The sequence below is a fragment of the Williamsia sp. MIQD14 genome (assembly GCF_051025635.1).
GTDB lineage: Bacteria > Actinomycetota > Actinomycetes > Mycobacteriales > Mycobacteriaceae > Williamsia_A.
Genome location: NZ_JBPFDG010000002.1, coordinates 183,092 through 208,329, shown reverse-complemented (window position 1 = coordinate 208,329; position 25,238 = coordinate 183,092). Strand labels below are relative to the sequence as shown.

The window sequence follows — 25,238 nt, the reverse complement described above, 5'->3', positions numbered from 1 at the left end:
GTACACCCCGACCGTCCCGCGCCGTCGGTCCTCACCGGGCGATCGCGTGGGAGGCGGTGACCGCGGCGAGTTTCTCGGGGTTGCGCACCACGTAGACGCCGGAGATGGTCGTCCCCCTGCTCTCGAGCACGAACACCGAGTCGACCGCACCGGCGGAGGTGATGATGACCGCGGGTGACCCGTTGTAGCGCGCCGCCTCGAAACCGGGTTCGGGTATGCCGCGTCGGGCGATGCCGACGAGGAAGCGGCTGACGGCGTCAGCGCCGTGGATCGGTCGACGGGCCGCGTTGACCCTGCCGCCACCGTCGGAGATCAGCACCGCGTCGGGGGCCAGCATGTCCATCAGTCTCTGCACGTCGCCGCCGACCGCCGCGTCGAGGAACGCCGCGGTGATCTCGGTCAGGTTCCCGACGCCGGCATCACCGTCGGCGTCGAACCGGCGCCGACGTGACTGCACGTGTGACCGTGCCCGGTGCGACATCTGCCGCACCGCGGCGACCGAACGTCCCACGGCGGCGGCGATCTCGGCGTGGGAGAACCCGAAGACCTCCCGCAGCACGAACACCGCCCGTTCGTCGGGGCCGAGGGTCTCGAGGACGACCATCATCGCCATCGACACCGACTCACCGAGCACCACATCGGCCTCGGGGTCGGCGTCGTCGAGACGCAGCGGCTCGGGCAACCACGGACCGACATAGTCCTCACGTCTCCGCGACGCCGAGCGCAGCGCGTTCAACGACTGGCGCGTCACGATCGTCGCGAGATACGACCGGTCGGCATCCACCGTGTCGAGATCGACGCCGGCCCATCGCAGATAACTCTCCTGCAGGACGTCGTCGGCGTCGGTGGTCGAACCGGTGATCTCGTAGGCGATCGTGAACAGCAGCGGGCGTAGCGCCGTGAAGACCTGCGCGTGATCTCGGCTCGGCCCGTCCAACGTCTCGGGTTCTGTCACCGTCGCGGTCCCCGCGTCCAGGAGTACGAACCGCCTCTGCGGCCCTCGGTGCTGATCCACCGGACCGTCATCCGGCACACCTGTTCCTTCACGATCCCGCCGGCGCGCCCACCGAGGTGGAGGCGTCGCGGCCGGTCGGATCGATCGGTGAGCACGACGGTGCCTCCGCCCCGACCCAGACCGATGCACTGTGCCGCGAAGCCCTGGTCGACGCGTGGCGGTGGTGTGCCGGCGAGCAGCGCAGTCACCGTGCCGGCGGCCTGCGCCCCGAGCGGCAGCGCCGCCTGGCAGCTCATCCGCAGGTCGACACCGTCGACGACGACGGCGTCCCCCGCCCCGACGATCCGCGGGTCGGTCACGCTCACGAGGCGGTCGTCGACGCGTAGCCGCCCGGACCCGTCGGTGGCCAGCCCGCAGTCCCGGGCGAGCTGGGGGACACCGAAACCCGTTGTCCAGATGGTGATGTCGGCGGCGATCGCGCGACCGTCGGCGAGGGTGGCCTTGCCCTCGGCGACCTCGGTCACGACGGTGCCGTCGACGACATCGACCCCGAGTCGTCGCAGCCGTCGCGCGACCGACCGTGCCCCGGTCGCACCGGCCGTGGGCACCAGACCACCACCGGCCACCAAGGTGACCGAGCTGCGCGGTCGGACCCGGCCGATCTCGGCAGCCGTCTCCACGCCGGTCAGGCCGCCACCGACCACCACGATCGCGGCGTCCTCGGGGGAATCGGCGATCCGGTCGGCGAGCCGCTGGGCCTGATCGGCGTCGCCCACCCGGTGGGCGAAACGCTCGACGCCCGGCACCGATGACGTGCCGGTCCCGCTGCCGACGGCGTAGATCAGCGCGTCGTAGGTCAGTGACCGCTCGTCGTGGAGGAGAACGCGCTGACCGTCTGCGTCGATCCGTGTGACGGCAGCCTGGACGCGGGTGATCTGCGGGTGCAGGAGGGTCGCGAAGTCGAGCGTCGCGGCGGCGGTGCCCGCGGCGAGCTGGTGGAGCCGGATGCGTTCGACGAACTGCGGGTGCGGATCGATCAGGGTCACCTGCGCGGCGCCGCTCGCCTGCAGTCGGTTCGCGGCCATGCATCCCGCATAGCCGGCCCCGATGACGATCACGTGATGGTCGGTCATGGTCTTCCCTCTCACCGAGCGATGGCGACAGTGTGTCCTGCCGTCACCCCTCATGACACCGACCGAACCGAGAACGTGACATCGGAGTCCGTCTACAGGGTGTTGTCGAACCGGTTGCGCGCAGCCACCCAGCGGTGCAGCACGTCGTCGGACGGCACCACGTCGCCGTCGGGTGCGCGGGTGTCGGCGCCGCGGATCTCCTCGTGCAGGTGTTCCATCGTGGCGTCGAGTCGATGTGCGGTCTCGGCCGCCTCGGCGAGTTCGTCGAGCAGACCGGCGGGCACCACGGTGTCGTATTTGTAGTAGATCTTGTGCTCGAGGCTGGCCCAGAAATCCATGGCGATGGTGCGGATCTGGAGCTCCACGGTCACGGTGACCACCCGGTCGCTCATGTTGACCGGTATCGCCAGCAGGGCGTGCAGGCTGCGGTAGCCGTTGGGTTTCGGACGGGCGATGTAGTCGCGGATCTCGATGACCGCCACGTCGTCCTGGCGGGTCAGCATGTCGAGCACGCGATAGACGTCGGACACGAACGAGGTGGTGACCCGCACCCCGGCGATGTCGGTGATGGCGGCGCGGATGCCGTCGAAGGTCGGTGGGCACTTCTTGCGCCCGATCTTGTCGAGGATGCTGTCCGGCGATTTCAGCCGTGACGACAGGTTCTCGATCGGGTTGTAGTCGTGCAGATGGGTGAGCTCGTCGCGCAGGATGGCGATCTTGGTGTGCACGGTGTCGATGCCGAACTTGTACTCCATCATGAAGCGCGCGAAGTCATCTCGCAGCTGCCGCATGTCGGCGGGCCCCACACCCTCGGGCAGCAGCTCGGTGGGGAGCAGGTCCGGGAGCCCGCGTGTCGACCGCCGACCCGACGCGGTGATGTCCGATTCGGTCACGCCACGACTGTACGTTTCACCGCGGGGTGACGACCCGCCTCAGTCGTCGGTGCGCACGTGCGCGCGCTCGCCCTGCTTGCCGAACAGCATCAGCACCTCGGCGGGCCCCCGGTCGGTGGTGCCGATCCAGTGCGGCAGGTGGGTGTCGAACTCGGCCGCCTCGCCGGGGGCGAGTTCGAGGTCACGGTCGCCGAGGACGAAACGCACGTGGCCGTCGAGCACGTAGAGCCACTCGTAGCCCTCGTGTGATCCCGTGGTCACGCGGTCGCCGGGGCGCGCGGTCGGGATGACCACCTTGTAGGCCTGCAGGCCACCGGCGCGACGGGTCAGGGGCAGGTAGGTCCGGCCGTGTCGGTCGATGGGGCGCAGGGTGATCCGGGGATCGCCCGTCTCGGGTGCACCGACGAGATCGTCGAGGGCGACGCGGTATTCGCGGGCGAGGGGGAGCAGTTGCTCGAGCGTCGGTCGGCGTTGGCCGGACTCGAGTCGCGAGAGGGTGCTGACCGAGATGCCGGTCGCCTCGGACACCTCGGTCAGCGTGGCCTCGCGTCGGGTACGCAGCGCGCGCAGGCGCGGACCGACGGCGGCGAGGACGGAGTCGGTGTCGGTGGACGGATCGGTCATGACCGCCACTTTGCCATATCGGCAAGAATGTTTGCCAGTGATGCGCTCGGGGTTGCACTGTGGTTCTTCGAGAACCGATGACCGGAGGAGAACACGATGGACGAGATGGTGGATGTGGCCGTGATCGGCGGCGGGGCGGCAGGACTGGCGGCGGGGGTGACCGCGAGTCGGTCACGTCGCTCGGTGGTGGTGATCGATGCGGGATCGCCGCGCAACGCCACCGCGGCCGGGGCGCACAACGTCCTCACCCGCGAGGGGATCTCGCCCGCCGAGTTGGGGGCGCTGGGCCGGGCCGAGGTGGAGCACTACGGCGGTGTGGTCGTCACCGGTACCGCGGTGCGCGTCGACGGCGGCATCGGGGACTTCACGGTGGTCCTCGACGACGGACGGATGGTGCGGGCGCGGCGGATCGTGGTCGCGGCCGGCGTCACCGACGATCTGCCCGACATCCCGGGCCTGCGCGAACGCTGGGGACGCGACGTGCTGCACTGCCCGTTCTGTCACGGGTGGGAGGTACGCGACCAGTCGATCGTCGTCATCGCGACCGGGTCGACGTCGGCGCACCAGGCGCACATGTTCCGTCAGCTGAGCGAGAACGTGACCATCGCACGCAACACCGCGCCCGAGTTCGACGCGGAGACGCTCGAGCAGCTCACGGCGCGGGGCATCGACGTCGTCGACGGGGCCGTCACGGAGATGGTGGTGGTCGACGACCGGCTGGTCGGGGTGCGGTTGGCCTCGGGTGAGGTGATCGACTGCGACGCGGCCGTCGTCGCGACGACCGGTCGCGTGGTCGGCGCGGTGGTGGAGTCGCTGGGTCTCGCGGTGTCGGAGGTCCGCTTCGGCGACCACCTGATGGCCACGGTCGTCGACACCGATCCGATGGGTGCGACCGCGGTTCCCGGTGTCTTCGCCGCGGGCAACGTCGCCGACGCCCGTGCGACGGTGATCGCCTCGGCCGCGGCGGGGGTGAATGTCGCGATGGGCGTGCACGCGAGTCTCATGGCCGATGACATCGCCGCGGCGCTCGCTGCGCATCGGGAACGGTCCGGCGCGGCGGTCTGAGAGGTCGGCGCCGGTCGACGAACGATCGATTGACGGTTGTCGGTGGCCACACCTACGATCAGAATCGAAAATCTGTTCGAACGGTCGTGAGTGTTCGCACCTTCCCTGCGCACACCTTCCCCGCGACTCCCATGAGGTGTTGAGGAATGGTGCGATGACGTCTGTAGACGTGAGGGAAGCCGACAAGCGGGTCGCGGACACGCTGGCGGAATTGCGCAAGAAGCTCGCCACGGTCTCGTCGACCAAGGCGAAACCCGTTGTCCCGCAGAACCAGAGAACGGTCACCGTCGCCGCCTCGGAGCAGGCCGACAAGGAGATGCTGCCGATCCCCGCCCCCCTCGCGCAGATCATGCCCGGTGGGGGCCTCGCACGGGGATCGGTGGTCGCGGTCGACGGCGCGCGGTCGGTGCTGGTCGCGATCATCGCCGAGATCACCGCCGCGGGCGGATACGTGGCGGTGGTCGGCCTGCCCCACCTGAGCCTGCACGCGGTGGAGGAGATGGGTGGCGACCTGTCGCATGTCGCCGTCGTGGCCGGACGGGACGATCCGGGCGGCTTCGATCCCGGGCGGAGCGCGGCCCACTTCGATCCCGTGGAGGTGGCCGCGGTGTTGCTCGACGGACTCGACCTCGTGGTGGTCGGCCTCGGTGGGGTGTCGGTGCCACCGTCACGGGCGCGGGCGGTGATGGCGCGGGCGCGGGCCAAGGGGTCGACGCTGATGGTGACCGACGGACGGTGGTCGGGCGTGCAGGCGACGCTCACCGCCCAGGTCGCCGACTACCGGCATCTGCCGTTCCGGGCGGCCGGGCACGGTCGCATCTCGGGAATGTCGTTGGCGGTGCAGGCGCGGGGTCGGGGGACACGGACCAGCGAGACCCGGATCGACGTGGTGCACAACGACGGTCGCGTGCGACTGGTGGCGGCCCCGATGGTCGGCGCCGAGTCTCTGGCCGCGGTTGCCGACGCCACACCGGCCGCCGGTGGTCTCACGATCGCGGTCGCGAACTGATGGGCAGGCGACGCACCCTGGCGCTGTGGTGCCCGGACTGGCCTGCCGTGGCCGCCGCGGCCGACGCCGACATCTCCCCGGACGAACCGGTCGCGGTGATCTCGGCCAACCGTGTGGTCACCTGCTCGGCGACCGCGCGGACGGCCGGGGTGCGCCGTGGGATGCGCAAACGGGAGTCGCAGGCCCGCTGCCCCGCCCTGCACGTGGTGACCGCCGACCCCGGTCGTGACGGGCGGCTCTTCGAGCCGCTGGTGGGTGCGGTGGCCGAGGTGATCCCCATCGTGGAGGTGTTGCGGCCGGGCCTCATGCTGCTGCCCGCGGCCGGCGCGGCCCGCTACTTCGGGGGTGAGGAGGTGGCGGCGGAGAAACTCATCGACGTCGTCTCGGCCTGCGGGGCGGAGTCGTTCACCGGCGTCGCCGACGAGCTGTTCACCGCCGTGGTCGCCGCACGGCACGGACAGATCGTGCCCACCGGTGGCGACGTCGACTTCCTCGCGCCGTTGTCGATCGCCGAGCTCGGTGCCGAGCCCAGCCTGTGCGGTGACGACCGGGAACACCTCATCGATCTGCTGTGGCGGTTGGGTGTGCGCACGATGGGCGCCTTCGCCGCGTTGTCGGTGACCGATGTCGCAACACGTTTCGGCGCCGACGCCGTCGTCGCCCACCGGGCCACCCGCGCCGAGGCCGGTCGGTCGGCGTCGGGTCGGCCACCGGGTGCCGACGTCGTCATCGACCACGAGTGCGATCCGCCCATCGACCGGGTCGATGCCGCGGCGTTCGTCGGTCGCCGACTGGCCGACGAGCTGCACCGTGCGCTGATGGCGGCGTCGGTGGCCTGCACCCGGCTCACCGTCCACGCCTCCACCACCGGTGGACAGCATTCGTCACGCACCTGGCGGTGTGCCGAGCCGTTGACGCCGGAGGCCACCGCCGACCGCATCCGGTGGCAGCTCGACGGATGGCTCAGTGGGAAGGACTTCGGCAACCGACCGGACTCGCCGATCTCCCGTCTGCGACTGGAGCCGGTGGAACTCGTCGACTCCGGGGCCCTGCAGTTCGGTTTCCGTGGGGCGGGGATCCCCGGTGGCGACGGCGAGGTGGCCGATCGGGCCCGTCGGGCACTGGTGCGCGTGCAGGGTCTCCTGGGTGGAGAGTCTGTCCGCGTGCCGGTGCGCAGCGGCGGACGTGGTGTGGCCGAACGGATCACGCTCATCCCGCTGGGGGACGAGCTGACACCGGCGTCCGATCCCGACGCCCCCTGGCCGGGGCGGATCCCCGAGCCGGCGCCGTCGGTGGTGCTCAGCGCCCCGGTGACGGTGCGCGACTGCAACGACGACCCGGTGCAGGTCACCCGGCGCGGGATGTTCAGTGCCGAGCCGACCACGGTCACCTGGGGCTCGCGGAGCTGGGATCTGCTCTGGTGGGCCGGTCCGTGGCCTGCCGACGAACGCTGGTGGGCCGCCCCCGGTGAACGGGTCGGTACCCATGCGAGAGCGCAGGTGCTGCTGAACGATTCGCGTGCTCTGCTGCTGCGGTATCAGCAGCAGGGGTGGACGGTCGAGGGTGTCTACGAGTGACCCGCGGTGCGTGCTTCTACGAGGCGGACGGGTCGTTCATGGTGCCCAGGAACACCGGCAGACCCGTTGCGGTGTCGACGATCTGGTAGACGAACGACCGATCGGCGGTGAAGGTGGCCTCCGGCGGCTGCGGCACGCCGGTCACGATCGTCATGCCGGTGGTCGCCGCGGCGACGGTGCCCCGCTCGCCCACGGTGATGACACCGGTCTGTCCGGCGCTGCTGACCTCCGCGCCGGGCGCGATGCCCTCGAGGGATCCCGGCACGAAAATCTGCCCCATCCCGAGTTCGTCCAGAACCGGACCGAGATCGATCGATGCGTCGGTCTTCCACCGCGGCACCGTCACCTCCACACGCGACGTCGGTGTCGCTGCCCGCAGAGCCCCCGACACCGCCGCCAACACACCGTCGGACAGCAACGATCGCGTGGTGGCGCCGGACGCCGGCAGGATCACCTGCATCGCGAGACCGGCTCCCGCGTAGGGGAGTTCGGCCGCAGTCCATCCGGGTCCGTTCGCCAGACGGGTCGGGAAGGTCCCGCCCATCAGCGGCGCCGACACCACCCGACCGGTCGCCGTGGTGAACGGCTCGTCACGCGTGGCGTCCGGGGTGAAGGGCGATGCCCAGGCCGCCGCCAGGAAGACGGTGGTCAGCAGGGCGAGATCGGTGTCGGGGCCGACCGACACCGGTGCGCTGGTGATCTGCCCACCGGTGTTGACCGCCACCCACTCGTTCATCGCCCGCTGGGCCTGCGGTGTCGCGAAATCGAGGGGGTACACCCCGGCATCGAAATACCGTGCGAGATCGGTGAGATACGCCCGACGCGCCGGACGGGACTGCGCGATGAACGCGCCCGCACCCTGCCGATACACCGGCGGGCTGGGCGGATTGTTCACATCGACCGTGCCCGGATCGCCGCCGATCGCGCCGAGCTGACCCAGCAGCGCCGCGATCGCCTGGGGGCGACTCGTGCCGAGCACCCGATCGATCTGTGCGCCGGCGGCGTCACCGGCGCCGGCGCGCACCATCCCGATCGCCGTCACCGCGCTCCACGGGGAGACCACCGTGTTCGGCGACCCCGACGACGGTGCTGCTGACGCCATGGCGACGCCGACGCGCCGGACCCCGTCGACCAACGCCTCGGTGGCCGCCCGCTCGGTGTCGATGCCGATCTGTGCGAATGTCACGCTCGGTGCCCTGCTCAGTTGTGCCGTGTCGGGCGGCACCGCATCGGTGGCACACCCGCTGAACAGCAGGACCGTAGCCACGGCCACCGACACGACGATCCGTCGGCGGAGGGTGCGGGTGTTCACGAGTTCGCGCCCCGGGCGAGCAGCGGCCACCGCCCGACCTCGTTCCCGCCGGTCACCGCGACGAGGTCGTCGACGAGGTTGACGGTGATGCACACGTGGTTCGGGAACACCCGGACGACCGACCCGGCCTCGGGGAGCGGACCCTCGCTCACCACGGTGGCGTGATGTTCCGACAGTGCGACGATGCGGGCGTCGGGGAGGTCGGGTAGCAGCCCGAAACCCGGTACCCAATCGGGTTTCTCGGTGCCCAGGATCTTGCTGCCGCAGTCGAGGAGGGCACGTCCCGGTTCGCGGCGGACGACCGTGGCCGCGACCGACAACGACACGTCGTCGACGTTCGCGCGTCCCAGGGCCACCTGTTGTGCGTCGTTGAACGGGTACACCCCCGGTCGGACCTCGGTCAGCACATCCGGGTGCGCGAACTCCACCGTCGGTGTCGACCCGCCGCTGCGGACGATCGGATCGACCCCGACCGACGACAGCGCGTCGGCGGCGTCGGTGATCGCGCGGGCCTCCTGCTGCGCGGCGCTCTCGCGACCGGCGGGGGAGTACCCGTGACCCGGGAAGGTGAACACGCCGACCACCCGCAGTCCGTGGGCAACCGCCTGCGCGGCAACGGTTCCGGCGTCAGCGGGGGCGGTGCCCGTCCGATGCTGTCCACTGTCGACCTCGATGAGAACCTCGACCGATTCGCGGGCGTCACCGAGCGCCTCGGCCATCGCGACCGCACCGGCCGCCGAATCGACCGTCACCCGTACCGAGGCGTCGCGCACCACCGACCGCAGTCGCGCGGCCTTCGAGGCGGTGAGCCACAGCGGGTAGGCGATGAACAGGTCGTCGAAGCCCGCCGCGGCGAACGCCTGTGCCTCACCGATCGTCGCGACCGTCAACCCGACGGCGCCCGAGGCGATCTGCCGCCGCGCGATGTCGGCGCTCTTGTGGGTCTTGGCGTGCGGACGGAGCGCGAGACCCTGCGCCGCGACCCGCGTCGCCATGTCTGCGATGTTCGCGTCGAGCACGTCGGTGTCGACGCGGACGTACGGGGTGTCTGCGGTCGGGAGTCGGGTCGGCATCACCGTGGACTCTACGACGCGCCCGTGTCGTCTCCGGGGACGCCTCGAACCGGTTGTATCTGATCGGTATCGATCGCCCTACGGGTGTTCCACGCCCCGAGGTACGTATGCTTACCGTCGGCGTCTGCAGATCGCGCATCGGGTGCGACCGACCACGGAGGTGATCGGTCAGACGGTCAATCTGAACACCGCCGATGGTGGACCGTGCCGGGGTTCTGCCCACTGGCAAGGGGCCGGTCGCGATCGTCGTCCACGGCGAGGTTGCTCTCATCGGATTGTCGTCGGAGGCACACCGATACCTCACCCGGATCGTCCGGTTGCACCAGGTGTGAGGCGGCGCATGCGGCGAACCGGACTTCGGTGAAGCGCATCACGCCGAACGGGTCGCTGCGGTTACGCTGTGGGCATGCTCAAACGATCCTTCATGGCCATTCTGTGCGGCGTGATCGCCGCGGTCGGCCTGTCGGCGACCACCACCCTCACCGCTGCCTCGGCCGCGCCGTCGTGTGCGAACGTCGAGGTGCTCTTCGCCCGCGGCACCGCCGAGCCCGCACCCCCGGTCGGCCTGACCGGTCTGTCGTTCGGACAGGCGCTGCGTGGCGCCCTGCCCGGCAAGTCGGTCGTCGTCCGCGGGGTGAACTACCCGGCGAGCGCGAACTTCCGCGATCGGATAGGCCTCGCGCAGACGGTGATCAACGGCGTGAAGGACACCCAGAACCGCATCACGTTCCTCGCCCGCACCTGCCCGCAGACCCGCATCGTCGTCGGTGGGTACTCGCAGGGCGCGGTCGTGGCGGGCTACGCGCTCGCACCGCGGGTCACGCTGCCCGCGCAGTACCGCGGCTCCGCGCCCACCCCGCTGCCGGCATCGGTGGCCCGCAACGTCGCCGCCGTCGTGCTGTTCGCGCCGCCGAGTGCCCGGTTCCTCCGCGACGCCCAGGCGCCCGCGATCGAGGTCGGCCCGCTCTACCAGGGCAAGACGATCCGCTACTGCATCGCCGGTGACACCATCTGCAACGGTGCCCCGCTGGGACAGCCGAACGGCCTGCACGTGCTGTACGCGGTCAACGGCGACACGGTGAACGCCGCCGGTCGCGTCGCCGCTCGCATCTGACGCGACCCGTGCAACCGCGGGTCCTGCCCGACGGCGCCGTGATCCGTGCCGCGCGGCCCGGTGACGAGCCGGGGTTGCTCGCCGCGATCACGGCGCTCGCGGAGTACGAACATGAGCCCGATGCGGTGCGCAACTCCGTCGACGCTCTGACCGCCGCGCTCTTCGGCGACGATCCCGCGGTGTTCGCCCACGTCGCCGAACGAGACGGCGACGTGGTGGGAGTCGCGATCTGGTTCGTCACCTACTCCACCTGGACCGGTCGTCACGGCGTCTGGCTCGAGGACCTGTTCGTGTACGAGTCCGAGCGGGGACGTGGCTACGGCGTCGCGCTCCTCGCCTCGCTCGCCGCGGTCTGTGTCGATCGCGGATACGCGCGGCTGGAGTGGACGGTGCTCGACTGGAATGCGCCGAGCATCGCGTTCTACCGATCGCTGGGCGCCCGGCCGATGGACGAGTGGACCACGCAGCGACTGGTCGGCGACGACCTCGCCGCCCTCGCGCGGCGGGGATAGTCCGCCCCCGCGATCACGCTCCACTTCCTCGACCACGCTCCACCTACATGTGGAGCGCGGCTCGACAGGTGGAGCGCGACGGTCGACCGGGGCAAGGGACCGGCGCACCCGATCGTGTCGAATATGTGTTCGATTCTCGGTACAGTCGGGTGTGGGCTGGAACGAGGGCCCGCCCACGTGGGCGGAGATGGAGCGCGTCCTGTCCGGGCGCCCGAACCAGGGCGGTCGGCCGGGTGAGACGTTTCCCGGCGACGGCAGCGACAGCCCCGCGTGGTCGCGCAAGCGGGAGCCGTTCCGGGCCGACGACGTCGAGCGCGGACGCACCAGCACCCCGTACGCCGAGTTGCACGCCCACACCTCCTACAGCTTCCTCGACGGTGCGAGTTCCCCCGAGGAGATGGTCACCGAGGCCCACCGCCTCGGATTGTCGGCGCTCGCGGTCACCGATCACGACGGGTTCTACGGGGTCGTCCGGTTCGCCGAGGCCGCCCGTGAATGGCGTATGCCGACGGTCTTCGGCGCGGAGTTGTCGCTGCAGCACGACGCCGCGCGGACCGGTACCGCCGACCCCGGCGGGCACCACCTCCTCGTCCTCGCCCGCGGGCAGGACGGGTATCGCCGGTTGTCGCGACAGATGGCGGCCGCACACATGGCCGCAGGCGAGAAAGGTCTGCTGCGCCACGATCTCGACACCCTCGCCGCCGCGGCCGACGATTCCTGGTTGATCCTCACCGGGTGTCGCAAAGGCGCCGTGCGACAGGCGTTGTCGACCGGTGGTCCCGACGCCGCCGCGGCCGAGCTCCGCGCACTCGTCGATCGGTTCGGCCGCGACAACGTCGTCGTCGAACTGTCCACCGCCGCGCTGCCCACCGACGACGAACGCAACGCGGCACTCGCATCGCTCGCCGCCGCCCACGGTCTGCACACGGTGGCCACCACGGGGGCCCACTTCGCCGCACCGAACCGGAGACGGCTGGCGATGGCACTCGCCGCCGTGCGTGCACGATCGAGTCTCGACGAGATCGCCGGCTGGCTCGGCCCGCTCGGGGGAGCGCACCTGCGCAGCGGTGACGAGATGGCCACCCTGCTCGCCGCACACCCCGAGGCCATCGACAACTCCGCACAGTTCGGTGTCGACTGCGCTTTCGAACTGCGTCTGATCGCACCGGAACTGCCACCGTTCGACGTGCCGGACGGGCACACCGAGAAGACATGGCTGCGGGAGCTCACGATGCGCGGGGCCGCCGACCGTTACGGGACACCCGCGACACACCCCAAGGCCTATCGTCAGATCGAACACGAACTCGCGGTGATCGATTCGTTGAATTTCCCGGGGTACTTCCTGGTGGTCCACGATATCGTCGACTTCTGCAAACGCTCCGACATCCTCTGTCAGGGCCGGGGCAGCGCGGCCAACTCCGCGGTGTGTTTCGCGCTGGGGGTCACCAACGTCGACCCGGTGCGCAACAGTCTGCTGTTCGAACGCTTCCTGTCGCCCGAGCGGGACGGTCCCCCCGACATCGACGTCGACATCGAATCCGATCGACGCGAGGAGGCCATCCAGCACGTCTACACCAAGTACGGGCGCGAATACAGCGCTCAGGTCGCGAATGTGATCACCTACCGCGGTCGGTCGTCGGTGCGGGACATGGCTCGCGCACTGGGGTATTCGATCGGGCAGCAGGACGCCTGGAGCAAACAGGTCAGCCGGTGGGGGCGCACGGTCGACGAGGACGAGAACCCCGAGGCCGACATCCCTGAGGACGTCCTCGACCTCGCCGGGCAGGTGTCGGGGATGCCGCGTCATCTCGGCATCCACTCCGGTGGCATGGTGATCTGCGACCGACCCATCGCCGACGTCTGTCCCACCGAATGGGCGCGGATGCCCGGTCGCAGTGTGCTGCAGTGGGACAAGGACGACTGTGCGGCAATCGGTCTGGTGAAGTTCGACCTCCTCGGACTCGGCATGCTCTCCGCGCTGCACTACGCGATCGACCTCGTCGCCGAGCACAAGGGACTCCACGTCGATCTCGCACGGATCGACCTGGGGGAGAAGGCCGTCTACGACATGCTCTGTGCCGCCGACTCGGTCGGCGTGTTCCAGGTGGAGTCGCGGGCGCAGATGGCCACGCTGCCACGGCTGAGACCCCGCGAGTTCTACGACCTCGTGGTCGAGGTGGCGCTCATCCGACCCGGGCCGATCCAGGGTGGGTCGGTGCATCCGTACATCCGGCGGCGCAACGGACTCGAGGTGACCGGGTACGAACACCCGTCGATGCGTGCGGCGCTCGAACGCACCCTCGGGGTGCCGCTGTTCCAGGAGCAGTTGATGCAACTCGCCGTCGACGTCGCCGGCTTCGACGCCGCCGAGGCCGACCAGCTGCGGCGCGCGATGGGGTCGAAGCGATCGCCGGAGAAGATGCAGAAGTTGAAGGAACGCTTCTACTCCGGCATGGAGGAGACCCACGGGATCACCGGCGAGATCGCCGACCGGGTGTTCGAGAAGATGGCCGCGTTCGCCAACTTCGGTTTTCCCGAGAGTCATTCGCAGAGTTTCGCGGCGCTGGTCTTCTACTCGTCGTGGTTCAAGTACCACCACCCCGCGGCGTTCTGCGCCGCCCTGCTGCGGGCACAGCCGATGGGTTTCTACTCGCCGCAGTCACTGGTCGCCGACGCGCGCAGGCATGGTGTCGCCGTCCACGGCCCTGACATCAACGTCTCACTGGCGCATGCGAATCTCGAGAACAGCGGTCTCGACGTGCGGATGGGGCTGGGGTCGGTACGGCACATCGGTGACGAGGTGGCGCAGGTCATCGTCGACCGACGCGTCGCCGACGGTGCCTACCGCAGCCCGGCCGATCTGGCCCGGCGCGCCGAACTCGGCGAGAGGCAACTCGAGGCGTTGGCGACCGCGGGTGCGTTCGACTGTTTCGGTGGCAGCCGGCGCCAGGCGCTGTGGGACGCCGGCGCGGCCGCGTTCGAACGGGCTGATCAACTCGCGCTCGAGGCGTCGCTGACCGCTCCGACACTGCCCGGTCTCACCGACGTGGAGACCGCCGCGGCCGACGCCTGGGCGACCGGGGTGACCCCGAACGTCTATCCCACCCAGTTCCTCCGGCCCCGACTGACGGCGATGGGTGTCGTCGCGGCCGACGGTCTCCTCGCCGTGCCCGACGGGTCGCGCGTCGTCGTCGCCGGGGCGGTCACCCACCGGCAACGTCCGGCCACCGCGTCCGGCGTCACCTTCATCAACCTCGAGGACGAGACCGGGATGGTGAACGTGGTCTGTTCGGTGGGGCTGTGGAAGCGCTATCGACGATTGGCCCAGAACGCCACGGCGCTGGTCATCCGGGGCACGGTGCAGAACGCCGAGGGCGCGGTCACCGTGGTCGCCGAACACCTCGAGAAGATGGATCTCAAGGTCGGCACCCGATCCCGCGACTGGCGATAGTGAGCCATGGCAACATGATCGGATGCGTGGTGGGCGGGACGAGAACGGGGTGACACACCCGTCTCAGGGGCAACCCCTGGGTACACCACACAGCGAGACCCTGCGTCCGACGCCGGACCGCACGCTGCGCGTGCCCCGCGGCGCCGTGGACAGGAGCATTCGGTCGACTCGCCTGCCACGCATCCGATGACGATCGAGGCCGTGCGGCGTTATCCGCGCTCGACGGCCGAGATGCTGGCCGCGATCGTCGACGCGGCCGATCCCGAGTGGACGCGAGCGGGTCTCGCCGATGCGCTCGCGGCACACCGCCGCGGTCTCGATGAGGCGCAGGCCGACGCCGTCGCGGGTCACCTTCTCGTCGCGTTTCCCCGTGAGCCGCCGGATCGGCGTGAGGCGATCGCCGGGCGCATCGTCGAACTGGCGATGCCGTCGCTGCGCCCGCGCCCGGCACCACGAGTGCTGTGGGACGGCCTGCCGCGGTACGCCGACTACTCCGCTCTCGCGCAGGCCTACGACATGACGGTGTCCGAGCTCGACTGGTTGGCCGACCACGGAAACTGGTTGCGATCGAGAACCGGTCCGCTGCAGCACTATCGCGTGACACCGATCCCCAAACGGCAGGGCGTTCGAGTCCTCGAGATCCCGAAACCGCGTCTGCGTGAGACGCAGCGACGGATCCTGCGCCGAGTACTCGACCGCATCCCGCCACACCCTGCTGCGCAGGGATTCGCGGTCGGTACCTCGCCGGTGACGTTCTCGAGCCCCCACGCCGGTGGCCTGTGGTCATCCGCGTCGATCTCCGACGGTGTTTCGAGTCGGTCACCGTCGCCCGCGTCCGCGCGGTGTTCGCCGCGGTCGGCTACCCGTCCGCCGTGGCCCGCGCGCTGGCCGACCTGTGCACCACCACGACGCCGTCGGAACGCCTCGTCGGCATGGATCCCGTACACGCTGCGATGCTGCGATCTCGCCATCTGCCGCAGGGGGCGCCGACCTCGCCCGCGCTGGCCAATCTCGTGATGCGCACCCTCGACCGCCGCATCACCGGATACGCCCGACGGCACGGACTGGTCTACACCCGTTACGGCGACGACCTGGCGGTGAGCGGCGTGATCGAGGACCCGTCGGCGGTGGTGTGGGTGGTGGGGCAGATCGTCGCCGACGAGGGTCTCACCGTCCACGGTCGCAAGACGCGGATCATGTACGCCCATCAGCAGCAGCGCCTCACCGGGCTGGTGGTGAACGACCGTCCGCGTGTGTCCCGATCCGAGTACGACGATCTGCGGGCGTTGTTGCACAACGCGATACGAAGCGGGGCCCGGGCCCAGAATCACGACGGTGTCGGGAACTTCGAGGCCCACGTCCGCGGTCGGATCGCGTGGGTCGGCTTCGACAACTCGACGCGCCGGGACACGCTCCTCGACATGGCGTCGCGGGTGGACTGGGCCGACGAGTGAACCGTCCGGCTAAGGCCGCCGTGAGAAGTTCGCACGCTCGCGTGTCGTCCGCATGCCGGCGGCAGCGTGCGAACGGTGCGACGGCGTGCGAACGGTGCGACGGCGTGCGAGCCAGCGCTACACCGCGCCGTCGAAGCCGTTCTGACGCCAGGCCTCGTACATCACGATGCTCGCGGCGTTGGCGAGGTTGAGCGATCGACGCCCCGCGAGCATGGGGATCCGCAGACGTTCGGTGACGTGCGGGTCGGCGAGGACCTCGTCGGACAGGCCGGTCGGCTCGGGGCCGAACAGCAGCACGTCGCCGGGGCGGTAGTCGACCGCGGTGTGGAACTTCTCGGCGTGGGCGGTGAACGCGTAGACGCGGTCGGGCGCGAGTGCCTCCCAGGCGGCGGCGAGATCGCGGTGGACCGTCACCGACGCCATCTCGTGGTAGTCCAGGCCAGCCCGCTTCACCTTGGCGGCGTCGAGATCGAAGCCGAGTGGTTCCACGAGGTGCAGCTCACACCCGGTGTTGGCCGCCAGGCGGATGGCGTTGCCGGTATTGGGGGGTATGCGAGGTTCATGGAACAAAATGCGGAACACAAGCGTCTACCTTGCCTGAGCACCTGTCGAGCACGACGGGGCAGGGCAGACCCGGCGCACTGCGGTGGTCACGGAACGAACTGGGTGGGACATGCGAGATGCGGTGCGCGCGACACCCGGGGTCGTCTGGCGATACATACGCTCGGCGCCCGGCACCTACCTGTGGCTCGCCGTCCTGTTCGTCACCACCGTGATCGCCCACCGCGTGGCCCCCGACCAGCTGACGCACATCCTGCAGAACCGCTCCACCAACCTCCGACACCTGCTGCACAACCCGCTGCCCAGCCTGTTCCGCAGCGCCTTCTGGATCGACGGCAACGGCTGGTTCCTCTACGCGATCGTGTTCTCCCTCATCCACGCCCCGGTGGAACGCTGGCTGGGGACCGCGCGGTGGGTGGCGGTCGTGGTCATCGCCCACGTCACGGCGACCTACATCAGCCAGGGGATCCTGCTGTGGGCCATCGACAGCGGCCGGGCGCCGCAGAGCGATCTGGCCGTCATCGACATCGGCGTCAGCTACGGGCTCGCCGGTGTGGCCGGGATCCTGGTCTACCGGATCGCGCGTCGGTGGCGGTGGGTCTACGGCGGCGCCCTGGCGGTCGTCTGCCTCACCCCGATCGTGTGGCCACTGGTGCACGGAACGCATTTCACCTTCACCGACATCGGTCACCTGTGTGCCGCGATCGTCGGCGTGGCCTGCTATCCGATCACCCGCATCGGGCGGCGGCGGATCACGGTGGTGAGCGACTTGCCACCGGTGTCGCCGCATCTCGTCGAGCACCTCACCGAGCCGAAGCTTCCCCCGGTGTCACCCCACCTGCTCGAACGCATGCCGGAACCCGCGGTCGCCCCGACGTCGGACCGACGGCGCATCATGGGCATCCATGACCGCCTACGCCGAGGACATCTTCGACGAGCAGGACCTGTCGGGTCAGACGTGGTCGGGTGACACGTTCGACGACTGCACCTTCGTCGACTGCGACCTGTCCGCACTGACGACCGAAGCGGTGGTCTTCACCCGATGCTCGTTCGTCGGGTGCTCTCTCACCGACTCCGACCACCGCAGGACCGCGTTCCGTACCTGCACCCTCGACCGCTGCCCGATGCCGGGCGCCGGCTTCGCCGACTGCAGCCTCCTGGGTTCGACGATCACGCAGTCGCTGATGCGCCGTGTGTCGCTGACCGACTGTGACATGTCGCTCACGTCCTTGGGCGGGCTCACCCTGCACCGTGCCGACCTGACCGGATCACGACTGCGCGAGGCGAATCTGGCGTCGACGACCATCACCAGCTCGACGCTGGCCGGCGTCGACCTGACCGGGGTGCGTGCCGTCGGTGCCACCATCACCGACTCCGACCTGCGGCGCGCGCGGATCGACCCCGCATTCTGGGTCGCCGCGACGGTCACCGACACGGTCGTCGACCATGACCACGCCATCGACTTCGCACTGGCCCACGGTCTGCGGTTGGCCTGAACGCAGGCGCGCGGCCCCGATCGGGGAGAATGGCGGCGTGACGGCGACAGCACTCGACGGCAAGGCCACCCGCGACGAGATCTTCGTCGACCTCGCGGCGCGCGTGGCGACGCTCCGGGAGGCCGGGGTCACCCCGGGCCTCGGCACGGTCCTCGTCGGCGACGACCCCGGGTCGCAGGCTTACGTCCGCGGCAAACACGCCGACTGCGCGAAGGTGGGCATCGCCTCGCTGCGCCGCGACCTGCCCGCCGACACCACCACCGAACAGCTCAACGCCGTCATCGACGAACTGAACGCCGACCCCGCATGCACGGGCTACATCGTCCAGTTGCCGCTGCCGCCGCAGCTCGACGACAACGCCGCGCTCGAACGCATCGACCCCGGCAAGGACGCCGACGGACTGCACCCGATCAACCTCGGCCGCCTCGTGCTGGGTACCGACGCAGCCCTGCCGTGCACCCCCCGCGGGGTGGTGCACCTGCTGCGCCGCTACGACATCCCCATCGCCGGTGCGCGCGTCGTGGTGGTCGGCCGTGGCGTCACGATCGGTCGTCCCATCGGACTGCTGCTCACCCGCCGCAGCGAGAACGCCACGGTCACGCTGTGTCACACCGGGACCACCGATCTCGCCGCCGAGGTGTCGCGCGCCGACATCGTCGTCGCCGCGGCGGGGGTACCGCACCTGATCACCGCAGACATGGTCAAACCCGGTGCGGCGGTGCTCGATGTCGGGGTGAGCCGCACCGACGCCGGTCTCGTCGGCGACGTCGCCCCCGAGGTGTGGGAGGTGGCGGGCCACGTCTCGCCGAACCCCGGTGGTGTGGGTCCGCTGACCCGGGCGTTTCTGCTCGTCAACGTCGTCGAACGGGCCGAGGCGCTGCTGCGGCACCGCACGTCGTGAGCGGTCGCCGACGATGAGCAGCCGCGGTACCGGTCGGACCGTCGACGACGTCCGCCGCGCGCGCCGTCGGCGTTCGATCCTGGTGCAGATCCCCTTCGTGATCGTGCTGGCGTTCGTGGCCGTGGCGTTGATCTTCCTCATCCTCGACCGCTGGCGACGCGGCGCGTTCGTGTTCGGTGGCGGAGCGCTGACGGCGGCTGTGCTCCGCGCGGTGCTGCCGAGTTCGCGAGTCGGGTTGTTGCAGGTGAGAGGCCGTTTCGTCGACGTGGTGGCCATGGCGGTCGCCGGCGGCGCGATCATCTGGTTGGCCGCCTCGATCGATGCCCTGGGGACCGGTATCGATCAATAGTCGGTCGCTTTCGTACCGTCCCACCGACTATTCTCGTCAGCGATGACGGCTACCTCTGCGACGAATCCGCGGCCGCCGATCACCACTTTGGGAGTGTCGGCGGGCGGGGGGATGACCCACTGTGCCCTGGTCACGGTCGACGACCATGAGCGCCTGGTGGTCGATTCCCGGGTCATCGAGGTCGACCACACCGATCGCCTCGACCGCGCCGGCCGGGTGAACGCGGGTATCGATCTCATGCTCGGCAGTGCCGCATCGGCGGGCCTGTCGGTCGCCTCGATCGGTGTCGCCTCGCGGGAGTCCGGGGGACGTGGGGGATTCACCTCCCGCGGGTGGGGTCCGCGACGGCAGATCCACCTGCTCGGCGACGCCGAATCGGTCGCGCATGCGCTGGCCGAATCGGGGGAGATCGCCGCGCACGACGAGACGATCCTGCTCGACTGCGGCGACACCGGCGTGACGATCTCGCGGCTGGACCCGTCGACGGGAGAACTCACCGCCACCACTCGGTCGACCGTGATGTCGGGACACGCCATCGACTCCGCCCTCGCCGACCTCGTCGGCGACGACCTCGCGTCGACCACACGGGCGTCGCGGCGAGCACTCGTCGGGGCGTGTCGCACCGCGAAAGAAGAACTGACCGAACAGGACTCGACAGCCGTCGTCGTGCGCGGACGATCGATCCCGATGACCGCGGACATGGTGTCGACGGTGACCGAGCCGATGGTCGAGACCCTCGCCGAGGCGGTCACGGACTACGTTCGTGCGCAGTCGATCCCGACCGACACCCCACTGGTGGTGGTCGGCGGTGTCGCGAACATCCCCGTGGTGCGAACGGTTCTCGAGCGATCGACACCGGCGCCGGTCGTCGTGGCGTCGACGCCGGACCTGCTCGGTGCCGTCGGAGCCGCGCTGCTCGCGCGCCCCAACCGTTCCTCGGCGTTGCGCCTGGCCTTCATCGGCGGTCGCGGACACCGTGACTGGTGGTCGGCGGTACCGCTCGCGATCGTGGGCTGCTTCATCGCGGTCGCGATGCTCGCCGTCTACGCCTTCACCGCGGCTCTCGACGGATCGTCCTCGCCGGTACGCGACGTGGAGGTCACCGCCTCGACCGCGGCGCAGACCGGCGTGCCCACTCCAGACCGACCCGACACCGCGGCGCCGGTCGTCGCCACCACCACTGCCGCACCCGGTACGCCGAGCGACCCGACGCCCACTCGATCGACCGTTGCACCGCCGACCGCCGATCTGCCCACCACCACGACATCGCCGACACTGGGATACCCGAACGGCGGGGCGGAGCGACGTCAGGAACGTCCGTGGGCGACCACGGAGCTGCCCACGCCGGCGGACTCGGGTCCGACGTCGACCATCAGCGCGACCAGCCCGCCACTGACGCCGGACCTGTCGGGGCAGCCGTCGGGTCCCCAGACCTCACCGCCGCTGCTGTCGCCGGTGGTCCCGTCGGATCCCCGGTCGCTCACGCCGTACCCGTTCATCGCGATCCCGACACCGCGTGCAACTCCCGCACCCGGCATCGTCACACCGACGGTGACGCCCGCACCCTGACACCCGCCGACGCCTCGCGTCGACGATCAGCCGCGGGCGAGGTCCATCGTCCGCTTGAGCAGGTCGGCGATCGCGTCGAACTCGGTGAGGAAGCCGTCGTGTCCGCTGTCGGACTGGATGACCTGCAGACCGCCGACACAACCGGGCATGAGGTCGGCGATCTCGGCCTGGGTCCGCAAGGGATACAACCGATCCGACGAGATCCCGCCCACGATCACCGGTACGTCGCAACTGCGCAGCGCGGCCTCGGTGCCACCGCGGTTGCGGCCGACGTCGTGGTGGTTGAGCACCTCGCTGAGGACCACGTAGCTGCCGGGGTCGAAGCGTGCGGAGAGCTTGTCGGCCTGGTGCTCGAGGTAGCTCTGCACGGCGTAGCGGCCACCGGAGAGCGGGATCTCTTCTCCCTGTGCGTCATTGGCGAAACGCTGATCGAGTTCTATCTCCGACCGGTACGTCATGTGCGCGATCCGACGGGCGATACCGAGGCCGGCGACCGGGCTCGCCCCGGTGCCGTGGTAGTCGCCGCCCTGCCAGTTCGGGTCGGACGTGATGGCCGCGATCTGGGTCGTCTGCGTGCCGATCTGATCCGCCGTCGCCCGCGGCCCCACAGCCAACACCAGTCCGCTGCGAACCCGCTCGGGGAAGCCGATGAGCCACTCGAGCGACCGCGCCCCACCCATCGAACCGCCGAGAACCGCTGCCACCGAACCGATGTCGAGCGCGTCGATGAGGGCCACCTCGGCACGCACCTGGTCGAGCACGGTGATGTGCGGGAAATCCGAGCCCCAGGGCGACCCGTCGGGGCCCGGCGACGACGGACCGGTCGACCCGCCGCAACCACCCAGGACGTTGGCCGAGATCACGCACCACTCGTCGGTGTCGACCGCGCAGCCGGGACCGATGAGACCGTCCCACCACCCGGGCAGCGGGTGCCCGGGACCGGGCGCGCCGACCACATGGGAGTCGCCGGTGAGTGCATGCAGTGTCAGCACGACGTTGTCGCGCGCCGGCGACAACGTGCCCCAGCGTTGGAACGCCAGGGTCACGTCGTCGATCCGGCCACCGTTGTCGAGGTCCACCGACCCCACGGACGCATAGGTCATCTCCCCGTCGGGGAGGGTCTCCCAGTCGGGCGGTGCAGAGACCCCAGCGGTGATGGTGGGCGTCCGTGGTTCGGTGGTCACGATCAGTTCGCCGCCCGGAATCCTGTCTCGAGGTCGGCGATGATGTCGTCGATCCCCTCGATACCCACCGCGAGGCGCACCAGTCCCGGGGACACACCGGCTGCGAGTTGCTCCTCGGGAGCCAGCTGCGAGTGCGTGGTCGACGCCGGGTGGATGATCAGCGAGCGGACGTCTCCGATGTTGGCGACATGGCTGTGCAGTGTCAGCGCGTCGACGAAGCGCTTGCCCGCGTCCACGCCGCCGGCGATCTCGAACGCCACGATGGCGCCCTGACCCTTCGGGGCGAGCTGCTGACCGCGGTCGTACCAGCGTGACGACTGCAGACCGGCGTAGGCCACCGACTCGACCTGAGCATGACCCTCGAGGAACTGCGCCACCTTCTGCGCGTTCTCGACGTGCCGCTCGATCCGCAGGCTCAGGGTCTCGATGCCCTGCGAGATCAGGAACGCGTTGAACGGCGAGATCGCCGCACCCGTGTCACGCAACCACTGCACGCGGGCCTTGAGCGCGTAGGCCGGAGCGCCGAGGTCGGCGAACACCGCGCCGTGGTAGCTCGCGTCGGGTGTTGTGAAACCGGGAAAGAGATCGACCCCGTCGCGCTGACCCCGCCAGTCGAAGGTCCCGCCATCGACGATGACGCCACCGACCGCGGTTCCGTGGCCACCGAGGTACTTGGTCGCCGAGTGCACGACGATGTCGGCGCCGTGCTTCAGCGGCTGGATCAGGTAGGGGGTCGCGACGGTGTTGTCGACGATGAGCGGGACCCCGTTCTCGTGCGCGACGCCGGAGATACCGGGAAGGTCCAGGATCTCGTTGTTGGGGTTCGAGATCGTCTCGCCGTAGAACGCGCGCGTGGTGGGCCTGACCGCGGCGCGCCACGAATCGAGGTCTTCCGGGTCGTCGACGAAGGTGACCTCGATGCCGAACTTCGGCAGCGTGTAGTGGAAGAGGTTGTAGGTGCCGCCGTAGAGCCGCGGGCTGGACACGACGTGTCCGCCGGTCTCGACGACGTTCAGGATCGCGTACGTCTCGGCGGCCTGCCCCGAGGCCACCAGCAGCGCCGCGACGCCGCCCTCCAACGCCGCGATGCGCTGCTCGACGGCATCCTGCGTCGGATTCATGATCCGGGTGTAGATGTTGCCCGGCTCCGCGAGTCCGAAGAGGTCGGCGGCGTGTTGGGTGTCGCGGAAGGTGTAGGAGGTGGTCTGGTAGATCGGCAGCGCACGTGCCGACGTGGCCGCGTCCGCGGTCTGGCCGGCGTGGATCTGCTTGGTCTCGAAGGCCCAGTGGAGGGCGGGGTCCTCGGACTCGACGGTGCCGTCGTACGGGAGGTCAGACATTGGGTACAGCTCTCTTTCGGTCGGGGGGCTTCGATGCCCCATGGGGTCCGACCATCGGACCCGCGCTTGCTGTGGAGCGCCGCCACTGGCGGACGCCACAACCTGGTCTTTCACCCGGAGCACCCCACCGCGGTTGGAGGGTTGCCGATCAGCGAGCCGGGGCTTGACGCTGACACTCATGACCTGGCGTCAAGGATATAACATCGCCGATTTCGTCCCGAAAGGATCCCGCGCAGGAAGATTCGAAAGAATCGCCGTCGCGTACCGTGTGCGCGGAATCTTTTCCCGACCTCATGACGTTGAGGTCTTCTGTGCGCGGCGAGCGATCGCCGCCGTCTCCCGGCGCCCATCGGTGTGCGCCTCCCTGGTTCCACCGCGAGAGGTTTCTCCATGCCCGTGTCCACCACCGCCCGCCGCAACGCGATCCTCGCGCTGGCTCTGGGTGGCTTCGGTATCGGCACGACCGAATTCGTGTCGATGGGGTTGCTGCCGAGCATCGCCGACTCGTTGCAGATCTCCGAGCCCACGGCCGGGCACGTGATCTCCGCCTATGCACTCGGCGTCGTCGTGGGCGCACCCCTCATCGCCGCGGCGACCGCGCGGATGTCGCGGCGTGCCCTGTTGATCACGCTGATGGTGGCGTTCACCGTCGGCAACGCCGCGACCGTGCTCGCGCCGACGTACGGCACCCTCATGGCCGCCCGCTTCGTCGCGGGCCTGCCGCACGGGGCCTACTTCGGTGTCGCCGCTCTGGTGGCGGCACACCTCGCGGGGCCGGGGAGCCGCGCCAAGGCGGTCGGCCAGGTGATGCTGGGACTGAGCGTCGCCAACGTCGTCGGGGTCCCGGCCGCCACCTGGCTCGGTGAGGCGTTCGGATGGCGTACCGCGTTCGGCGTGGTCGTCGTCATCGGCCTCGCCACCATCGGTTCGCTGCTGCGGTACCTGCCGTCGCTGACGGGTATGACCGCGAGCAACCCCGCCACCGAGCTCGGCGCCCTGGCCCGCCCGCAGGTGTGGTTCACCCTGCTCATCGGCGTCGTCGGTTTCGGTGGGATGTTCGCCTTCTACACCTACATCCACACCACGCTGACCGATGTGTCCGGTCTGCCCGGTGGCCTCGTCCCGTTCGCCCTGATGCTCTTCGGCATCGGCATGGTGGTCGGCAACGTCGTCGGCGGTGCTCTCGCCGACAGATCGGTGATCGGCACCATGGTCGCGGGCCTCGTGGCCATCCTGGCCAGCCTCGTCGTGTTCGCCGTGGTCGCCGGGACCGTGTGGGCCGCGCTCCCGTTGGTGTTCGCGGTCGGGGTCACCGGTTCGGCGCTGGTCCCCGCGCTGCAGACGCGCCTCATGGACGTCGCCGACGACGCCCAGACCCTGGCCGCCGCGTTGAACCACTCGGCACTCAACATCGCCAACGCCGGCGGCGCGTGGCTCGGTGGACTGGTGATCAGCGCCGGGTACGGCTATCGCGCCCCGTCGCTGCTCGGCGCGGCGCTCGCCGCGGCCGGCCTCGTGGTCCTCGGGGTGACGCTGCTGGCGCAGCGGCGCTCCGACGCCGTGACGACCCCCGACACCCACGCAGGGCGTCAGGGTGATCTCGACGATGCGAAGCCGCTTGCGGCGCAGGAGATCACCGCCGTCGGATGATGTCGGCACCCGTGGC

22 protein-coding genes and 1 riboswitch are annotated in these 25,238 nt (G+C 69.9%); of the genes, 13 read left to right on the top strand and 9 right to left on the bottom strand.

The window, feature by feature from the left end; translation table 11 throughout:
- Nucleotides 1–31: 31 nt before the first annotated feature.
- The 4 genes from ACQ7HM_RS08465 to ACQ7HM_RS08450 form a co-directional block, all read right to left on the bottom strand.
- Nucleotides 32–955 (bottom strand): RNA polymerase sigma-70 factor, encoded by a 924-nt coding sequence (locus tag ACQ7HM_RS08465; RefSeq protein WP_434215827.1) that lies wholly within the window; start codon nt 953–955, stop codon nt 32–34.
- Complete coding sequence (locus ACQ7HM_RS08460) at nt 952–2,088, bottom strand: NAD(P)/FAD-dependent oxidoreductase (protein WP_434215826.1); 1,137 nt, start codon at nt 2,086–2,088, stop codon at nt 952–954. The genes ACQ7HM_RS08465 and ACQ7HM_RS08460 overlap by 4 nt, the downstream gene beginning before the upstream one ends.
- 92 nt (nt 2,089–2,180) lie before the next feature.
- Nucleotides 2,181–2,879, bottom strand: coding sequence for a GTP pyrophosphokinase (locus ACQ7HM_RS08455; protein WP_434216387.1), 699 nt, complete (start codon nt 2,877–2,879; stop codon nt 2,181–2,183).
- A 141-nt stretch (nt 2,880–3,020) separates the two neighbouring features.
- Complete coding sequence (locus ACQ7HM_RS08450) at nt 3,021–3,605, bottom strand: helix-turn-helix domain-containing protein (RefSeq protein ID WP_434215825.1); 585 nt, start codon at nt 3,603–3,605, stop codon at nt 3,021–3,023.
- Between the two features lie 96 nt (nt 3,606–3,701).
- Here ACQ7HM_RS08450 and ACQ7HM_RS08445 point away from each other — a divergent pair, with 96 nt between their 5' ends.
- The 3 genes from ACQ7HM_RS08445 to ACQ7HM_RS08435 all read left to right on the top strand — a co-directional run bounded on the left by ACQ7HM_RS08445 (nt 3,702) and on the right by ACQ7HM_RS08435 (nt 7,256).
- Nucleotides 3,702–4,670, top strand: coding sequence for an NAD(P)/FAD-dependent oxidoreductase (locus ACQ7HM_RS08445; RefSeq protein WP_434215824.1), 969 nt, complete (start codon nt 3,702–3,704; stop codon nt 4,668–4,670).
- 154 nt (nt 4,671–4,824) lie between these two features.
- Nucleotides 4,825–5,679, top strand: a complete 855-nt coding sequence (locus tag ACQ7HM_RS08440; protein ID WP_434215823.1) for a hypothetical protein — start codon at nt 4,825–4,827, stop codon at nt 5,677–5,679.
- Nucleotides 5,679–7,256 carry a DNA polymerase Y family protein gene (locus tag ACQ7HM_RS08435; protein ID WP_434215822.1) on the top strand — a complete coding sequence of 526 codons (1,578 nt, stop codon included), beginning with the start codon at nt 5,679–5,681 and terminating at the stop codon, nt 7,254–7,256. The genes ACQ7HM_RS08440 and ACQ7HM_RS08435 overlap by 1 nt, the downstream gene beginning before the upstream one ends.
- Before the next feature lie 16 nt (nt 7,257–7,272).
- Here ACQ7HM_RS08435 and ACQ7HM_RS08430 read toward each other — a convergent pair whose 3' ends face one another.
- Both ACQ7HM_RS08430 and ACQ7HM_RS08425 read right to left on the bottom strand, forming a co-directional pair.
- A complete protein-coding gene (locus ACQ7HM_RS08430; protein WP_434215821.1) occupies nt 7,273–8,598 on the bottom strand; it encodes a serpin family protein in 1,326 nt (441 codons plus the stop codon).
- On the bottom strand, nt 8,565–9,641 hold the full coding sequence (locus tag ACQ7HM_RS08425; RefSeq protein WP_434215820.1) for an alanine racemase: 1,077 nt from the start codon (nt 9,639–9,641) through the stop codon (nt 8,565–8,567). The genes ACQ7HM_RS08430 and ACQ7HM_RS08425 overlap by 34 nt, the downstream gene beginning before the upstream one ends.
- Before the next feature lie 406 nt (nt 9,642–10,047).
- Between ACQ7HM_RS08425 and ACQ7HM_RS08420 the strand changes: the two genes are divergently transcribed.
- The 4 genes from ACQ7HM_RS08420 (at nt 10,048) to ACQ7HM_RS08405 (ending at nt 16,172) form a co-directional block, all read left to right on the top strand.
- Nucleotides 10,048–10,755: a cutinase family protein gene (locus ACQ7HM_RS08420; RefSeq protein ID WP_434215819.1), complete on the top strand. Its 708-nt coding sequence runs from the start codon at nt 10,048–10,050 to the stop codon at nt 10,753–10,755.
- An 8-nt stretch (nt 10,756–10,763) separates the two neighbouring features.
- On the top strand, nt 10,764–11,267 hold the full coding sequence (locus ACQ7HM_RS08415) for a GNAT family N-acetyltransferase (protein WP_434215818.1): 504 nt from the start codon (nt 10,764–10,766) through the stop codon (nt 11,265–11,267).
- A 151-nt stretch (nt 11,268–11,418) separates the two neighbouring features.
- Entirely contained in the window at nt 11,419–14,718 is a 3,300-nt protein-coding gene (locus ACQ7HM_RS08410; protein WP_434215817.1) for an error-prone DNA polymerase, read from the top strand.
- A gap of 779 nt (nt 14,719–15,497) precedes the next feature.
- Nucleotides 15,498–16,172, top strand: coding sequence for a reverse transcriptase family protein (locus tag ACQ7HM_RS08405; protein ID WP_434215816.1), 675 nt, complete (start codon nt 15,498–15,500; stop codon nt 16,170–16,172).
- Between the two features lie 117 nt (nt 16,173–16,289).
- Here ACQ7HM_RS08405 and ACQ7HM_RS08400 read toward each other — a convergent pair whose 3' ends face one another.
- Nucleotides 16,290–16,754 carry a tRNA (cytidine(34)-2'-O)-methyltransferase gene (locus ACQ7HM_RS08400; RefSeq protein ID WP_434215815.1) on the bottom strand — a complete coding sequence of 155 codons (465 nt, stop codon included), beginning with the start codon at nt 16,752–16,754 and terminating at the stop codon, nt 16,290–16,292.
- A gap of 91 nt (nt 16,755–16,845) precedes the next feature.
- On the opposite strand from ACQ7HM_RS08400, the gene ACQ7HM_RS08395 reads away from it, so the two are divergent.
- From ACQ7HM_RS08395 to ACQ7HM_RS08375, 5 genes are read left to right on the top strand one after another with little or no spacing between them, the layout of a single operon-like run.
- Nucleotides 16,846–17,703, top strand: coding sequence for a rhomboid-like protein (locus ACQ7HM_RS08395; RefSeq protein ID WP_434215814.1), 858 nt, complete (start codon nt 16,846–16,848; stop codon nt 17,701–17,703).
- Nucleotides 17,639–18,229 carry a pentapeptide repeat-containing protein gene (locus ACQ7HM_RS08390; protein ID WP_434215813.1) on the top strand — a complete coding sequence of 197 codons (591 nt, stop codon included), beginning with the start codon at nt 17,639–17,641 and terminating at the stop codon, nt 18,227–18,229. The genes ACQ7HM_RS08395 and ACQ7HM_RS08390 overlap by 65 nt, the downstream gene beginning before the upstream one ends.
- Before the next feature lie 37 nt (nt 18,230–18,266).
- Entirely contained in the window at nt 18,267–19,130 is an 864-nt protein-coding gene (locus tag ACQ7HM_RS08385) for a bifunctional methylenetetrahydrofolate dehydrogenase/methenyltetrahydrofolate cyclohydrolase (protein WP_434215812.1), read from the top strand.
- A gap of 13 nt (nt 19,131–19,143) precedes the next feature.
- Entirely contained in the window at nt 19,144–19,479 is a 336-nt protein-coding gene (locus ACQ7HM_RS08380; protein WP_434215811.1) for a DUF3017 domain-containing protein, read from the top strand.
- A 42-nt stretch (nt 19,480–19,521) separates the two neighbouring features.
- Nucleotides 19,522–21,048, top strand: a complete 1,527-nt coding sequence (locus ACQ7HM_RS08375) for a hypothetical protein (RefSeq protein ID WP_434215810.1) — start codon at nt 19,522–19,524, stop codon at nt 21,046–21,048.
- Nucleotides 21,049–21,074: 26 nt separating this feature from the next.
- Here ACQ7HM_RS08375 and metX read toward each other — a convergent pair whose 3' ends face one another.
- The gene (metX, locus tag ACQ7HM_RS08370; RefSeq protein WP_434216386.1) at nt 21,075–22,238 is read right to left on the bottom strand and encodes a homoserine O-acetyltransferase MetX; all 1,164 of its coding nucleotides are present in this window, start codon (nt 22,236–22,238) and stop codon (nt 21,075–21,077) included.
- Nucleotides 22,235–23,572, bottom strand: coding sequence for a bifunctional o-acetylhomoserine/o-acetylserine sulfhydrylase (locus tag ACQ7HM_RS08365; RefSeq protein ID WP_434215809.1), 1,338 nt, complete (start codon nt 23,570–23,572; stop codon nt 22,235–22,237). The genes metX and ACQ7HM_RS08365 overlap by 4 nt, the downstream gene beginning before the upstream one ends.
- Before the next feature lie 57 nt (nt 23,573–23,629).
- A riboswitch (SAM riboswitch) is annotated at nt 23,630–23,756 on the bottom strand.
- Between the two features lie 206 nt (nt 23,757–23,962).
- Between ACQ7HM_RS08365 and ACQ7HM_RS08360 the strand changes: the two genes are divergently transcribed.
- Nucleotides 23,963–25,222 carry an MFS transporter gene (locus ACQ7HM_RS08360; protein WP_434215808.1) on the top strand — a complete coding sequence of 420 codons (1,260 nt, stop codon included), beginning with the start codon at nt 23,963–23,965 and terminating at the stop codon, nt 25,220–25,222.
- The last annotated feature ends 16 nt before the right edge of the window (nt 25,223–25,238 follow it).

Excerpts from the sequence above, each read along its gene's own strand:
- ACQ7HM_RS08395 (WP_434215814.1), top strand. The coding sequence starts at position 16,846 with ATGCGAGATGCGGTGCGCGCGACACCCGGGGTCGTCTGGCGATACATA.
- ACQ7HM_RS08390 (WP_434215813.1), top strand. The coding sequence starts at position 17,639 with ATGACCGCCTACGCCGAGGACATCTTCGACGAGCAGGACCTGTCGGGT.
- ACQ7HM_RS08455 (WP_434216387.1), bottom strand. The coding sequence starts at position 2,879 with ATGCGGCAGCTGCGAGATGACTTCGCGCGCTTCATGATGGAGTACAAG.
- ACQ7HM_RS08420 (WP_434215819.1), top strand. The coding sequence starts at position 10,048 with ATGCTCAAACGATCCTTCATGGCCATTCTGTGCGGCGTGATCGCCGCG.
- ACQ7HM_RS08380 (WP_434215811.1), top strand. The coding sequence starts at position 19,144 with ATGAGCAGCCGCGGTACCGGTCGGACCGTCGACGACGTCCGCCGCGCG.
- ACQ7HM_RS08375 (WP_434215810.1), top strand. The coding sequence starts at position 19,522 with ATGACGGCTACCTCTGCGACGAATCCGCGGCCGCCGATCACCACTTTG.
- ACQ7HM_RS08435 (WP_434215822.1), top strand. The coding sequence starts at position 5,679 with ATGGGCAGGCGACGCACCCTGGCGCTGTGGTGCCCGGACTGGCCTGCC.
- ACQ7HM_RS08445 (WP_434215824.1), top strand. The coding sequence starts at position 3,702 with ATGGACGAGATGGTGGATGTGGCCGTGATCGGCGGCGGGGCGGCAGGA.
- ACQ7HM_RS08365 (WP_434215809.1), bottom strand. The coding sequence starts at position 23,572 with ATGTCTGACCTCCCGTACGACGGCACCGTCGAGTCCGAGGACCCCGCC.
- ACQ7HM_RS08360 (WP_434215808.1), top strand. The coding sequence starts at position 23,963 with ATGCCCGTGTCCACCACCGCCCGCCGCAACGCGATCCTCGCGCTGGCT.
- ACQ7HM_RS08450 (WP_434215825.1), bottom strand. The coding sequence starts at position 3,605 with ATGACCGATCCGTCCACCGACACCGACTCCGTCCTCGCCGCCGTCGGT.
- ACQ7HM_RS08460 (WP_434215826.1), bottom strand. The coding sequence starts at position 2,088 with ATGACCGACCATCACGTGATCGTCATCGGGGCCGGCTATGCGGGATGC.
- ACQ7HM_RS08425 (WP_434215820.1), bottom strand. The coding sequence starts at position 9,641 with ATGCCGACCCGACTCCCGACCGCAGACACCCCGTACGTCCGCGTCGAC.
- ACQ7HM_RS08440 (WP_434215823.1), top strand. The coding sequence starts at position 4,825 with ATGACGTCTGTAGACGTGAGGGAAGCCGACAAGCGGGTCGCGGACACG.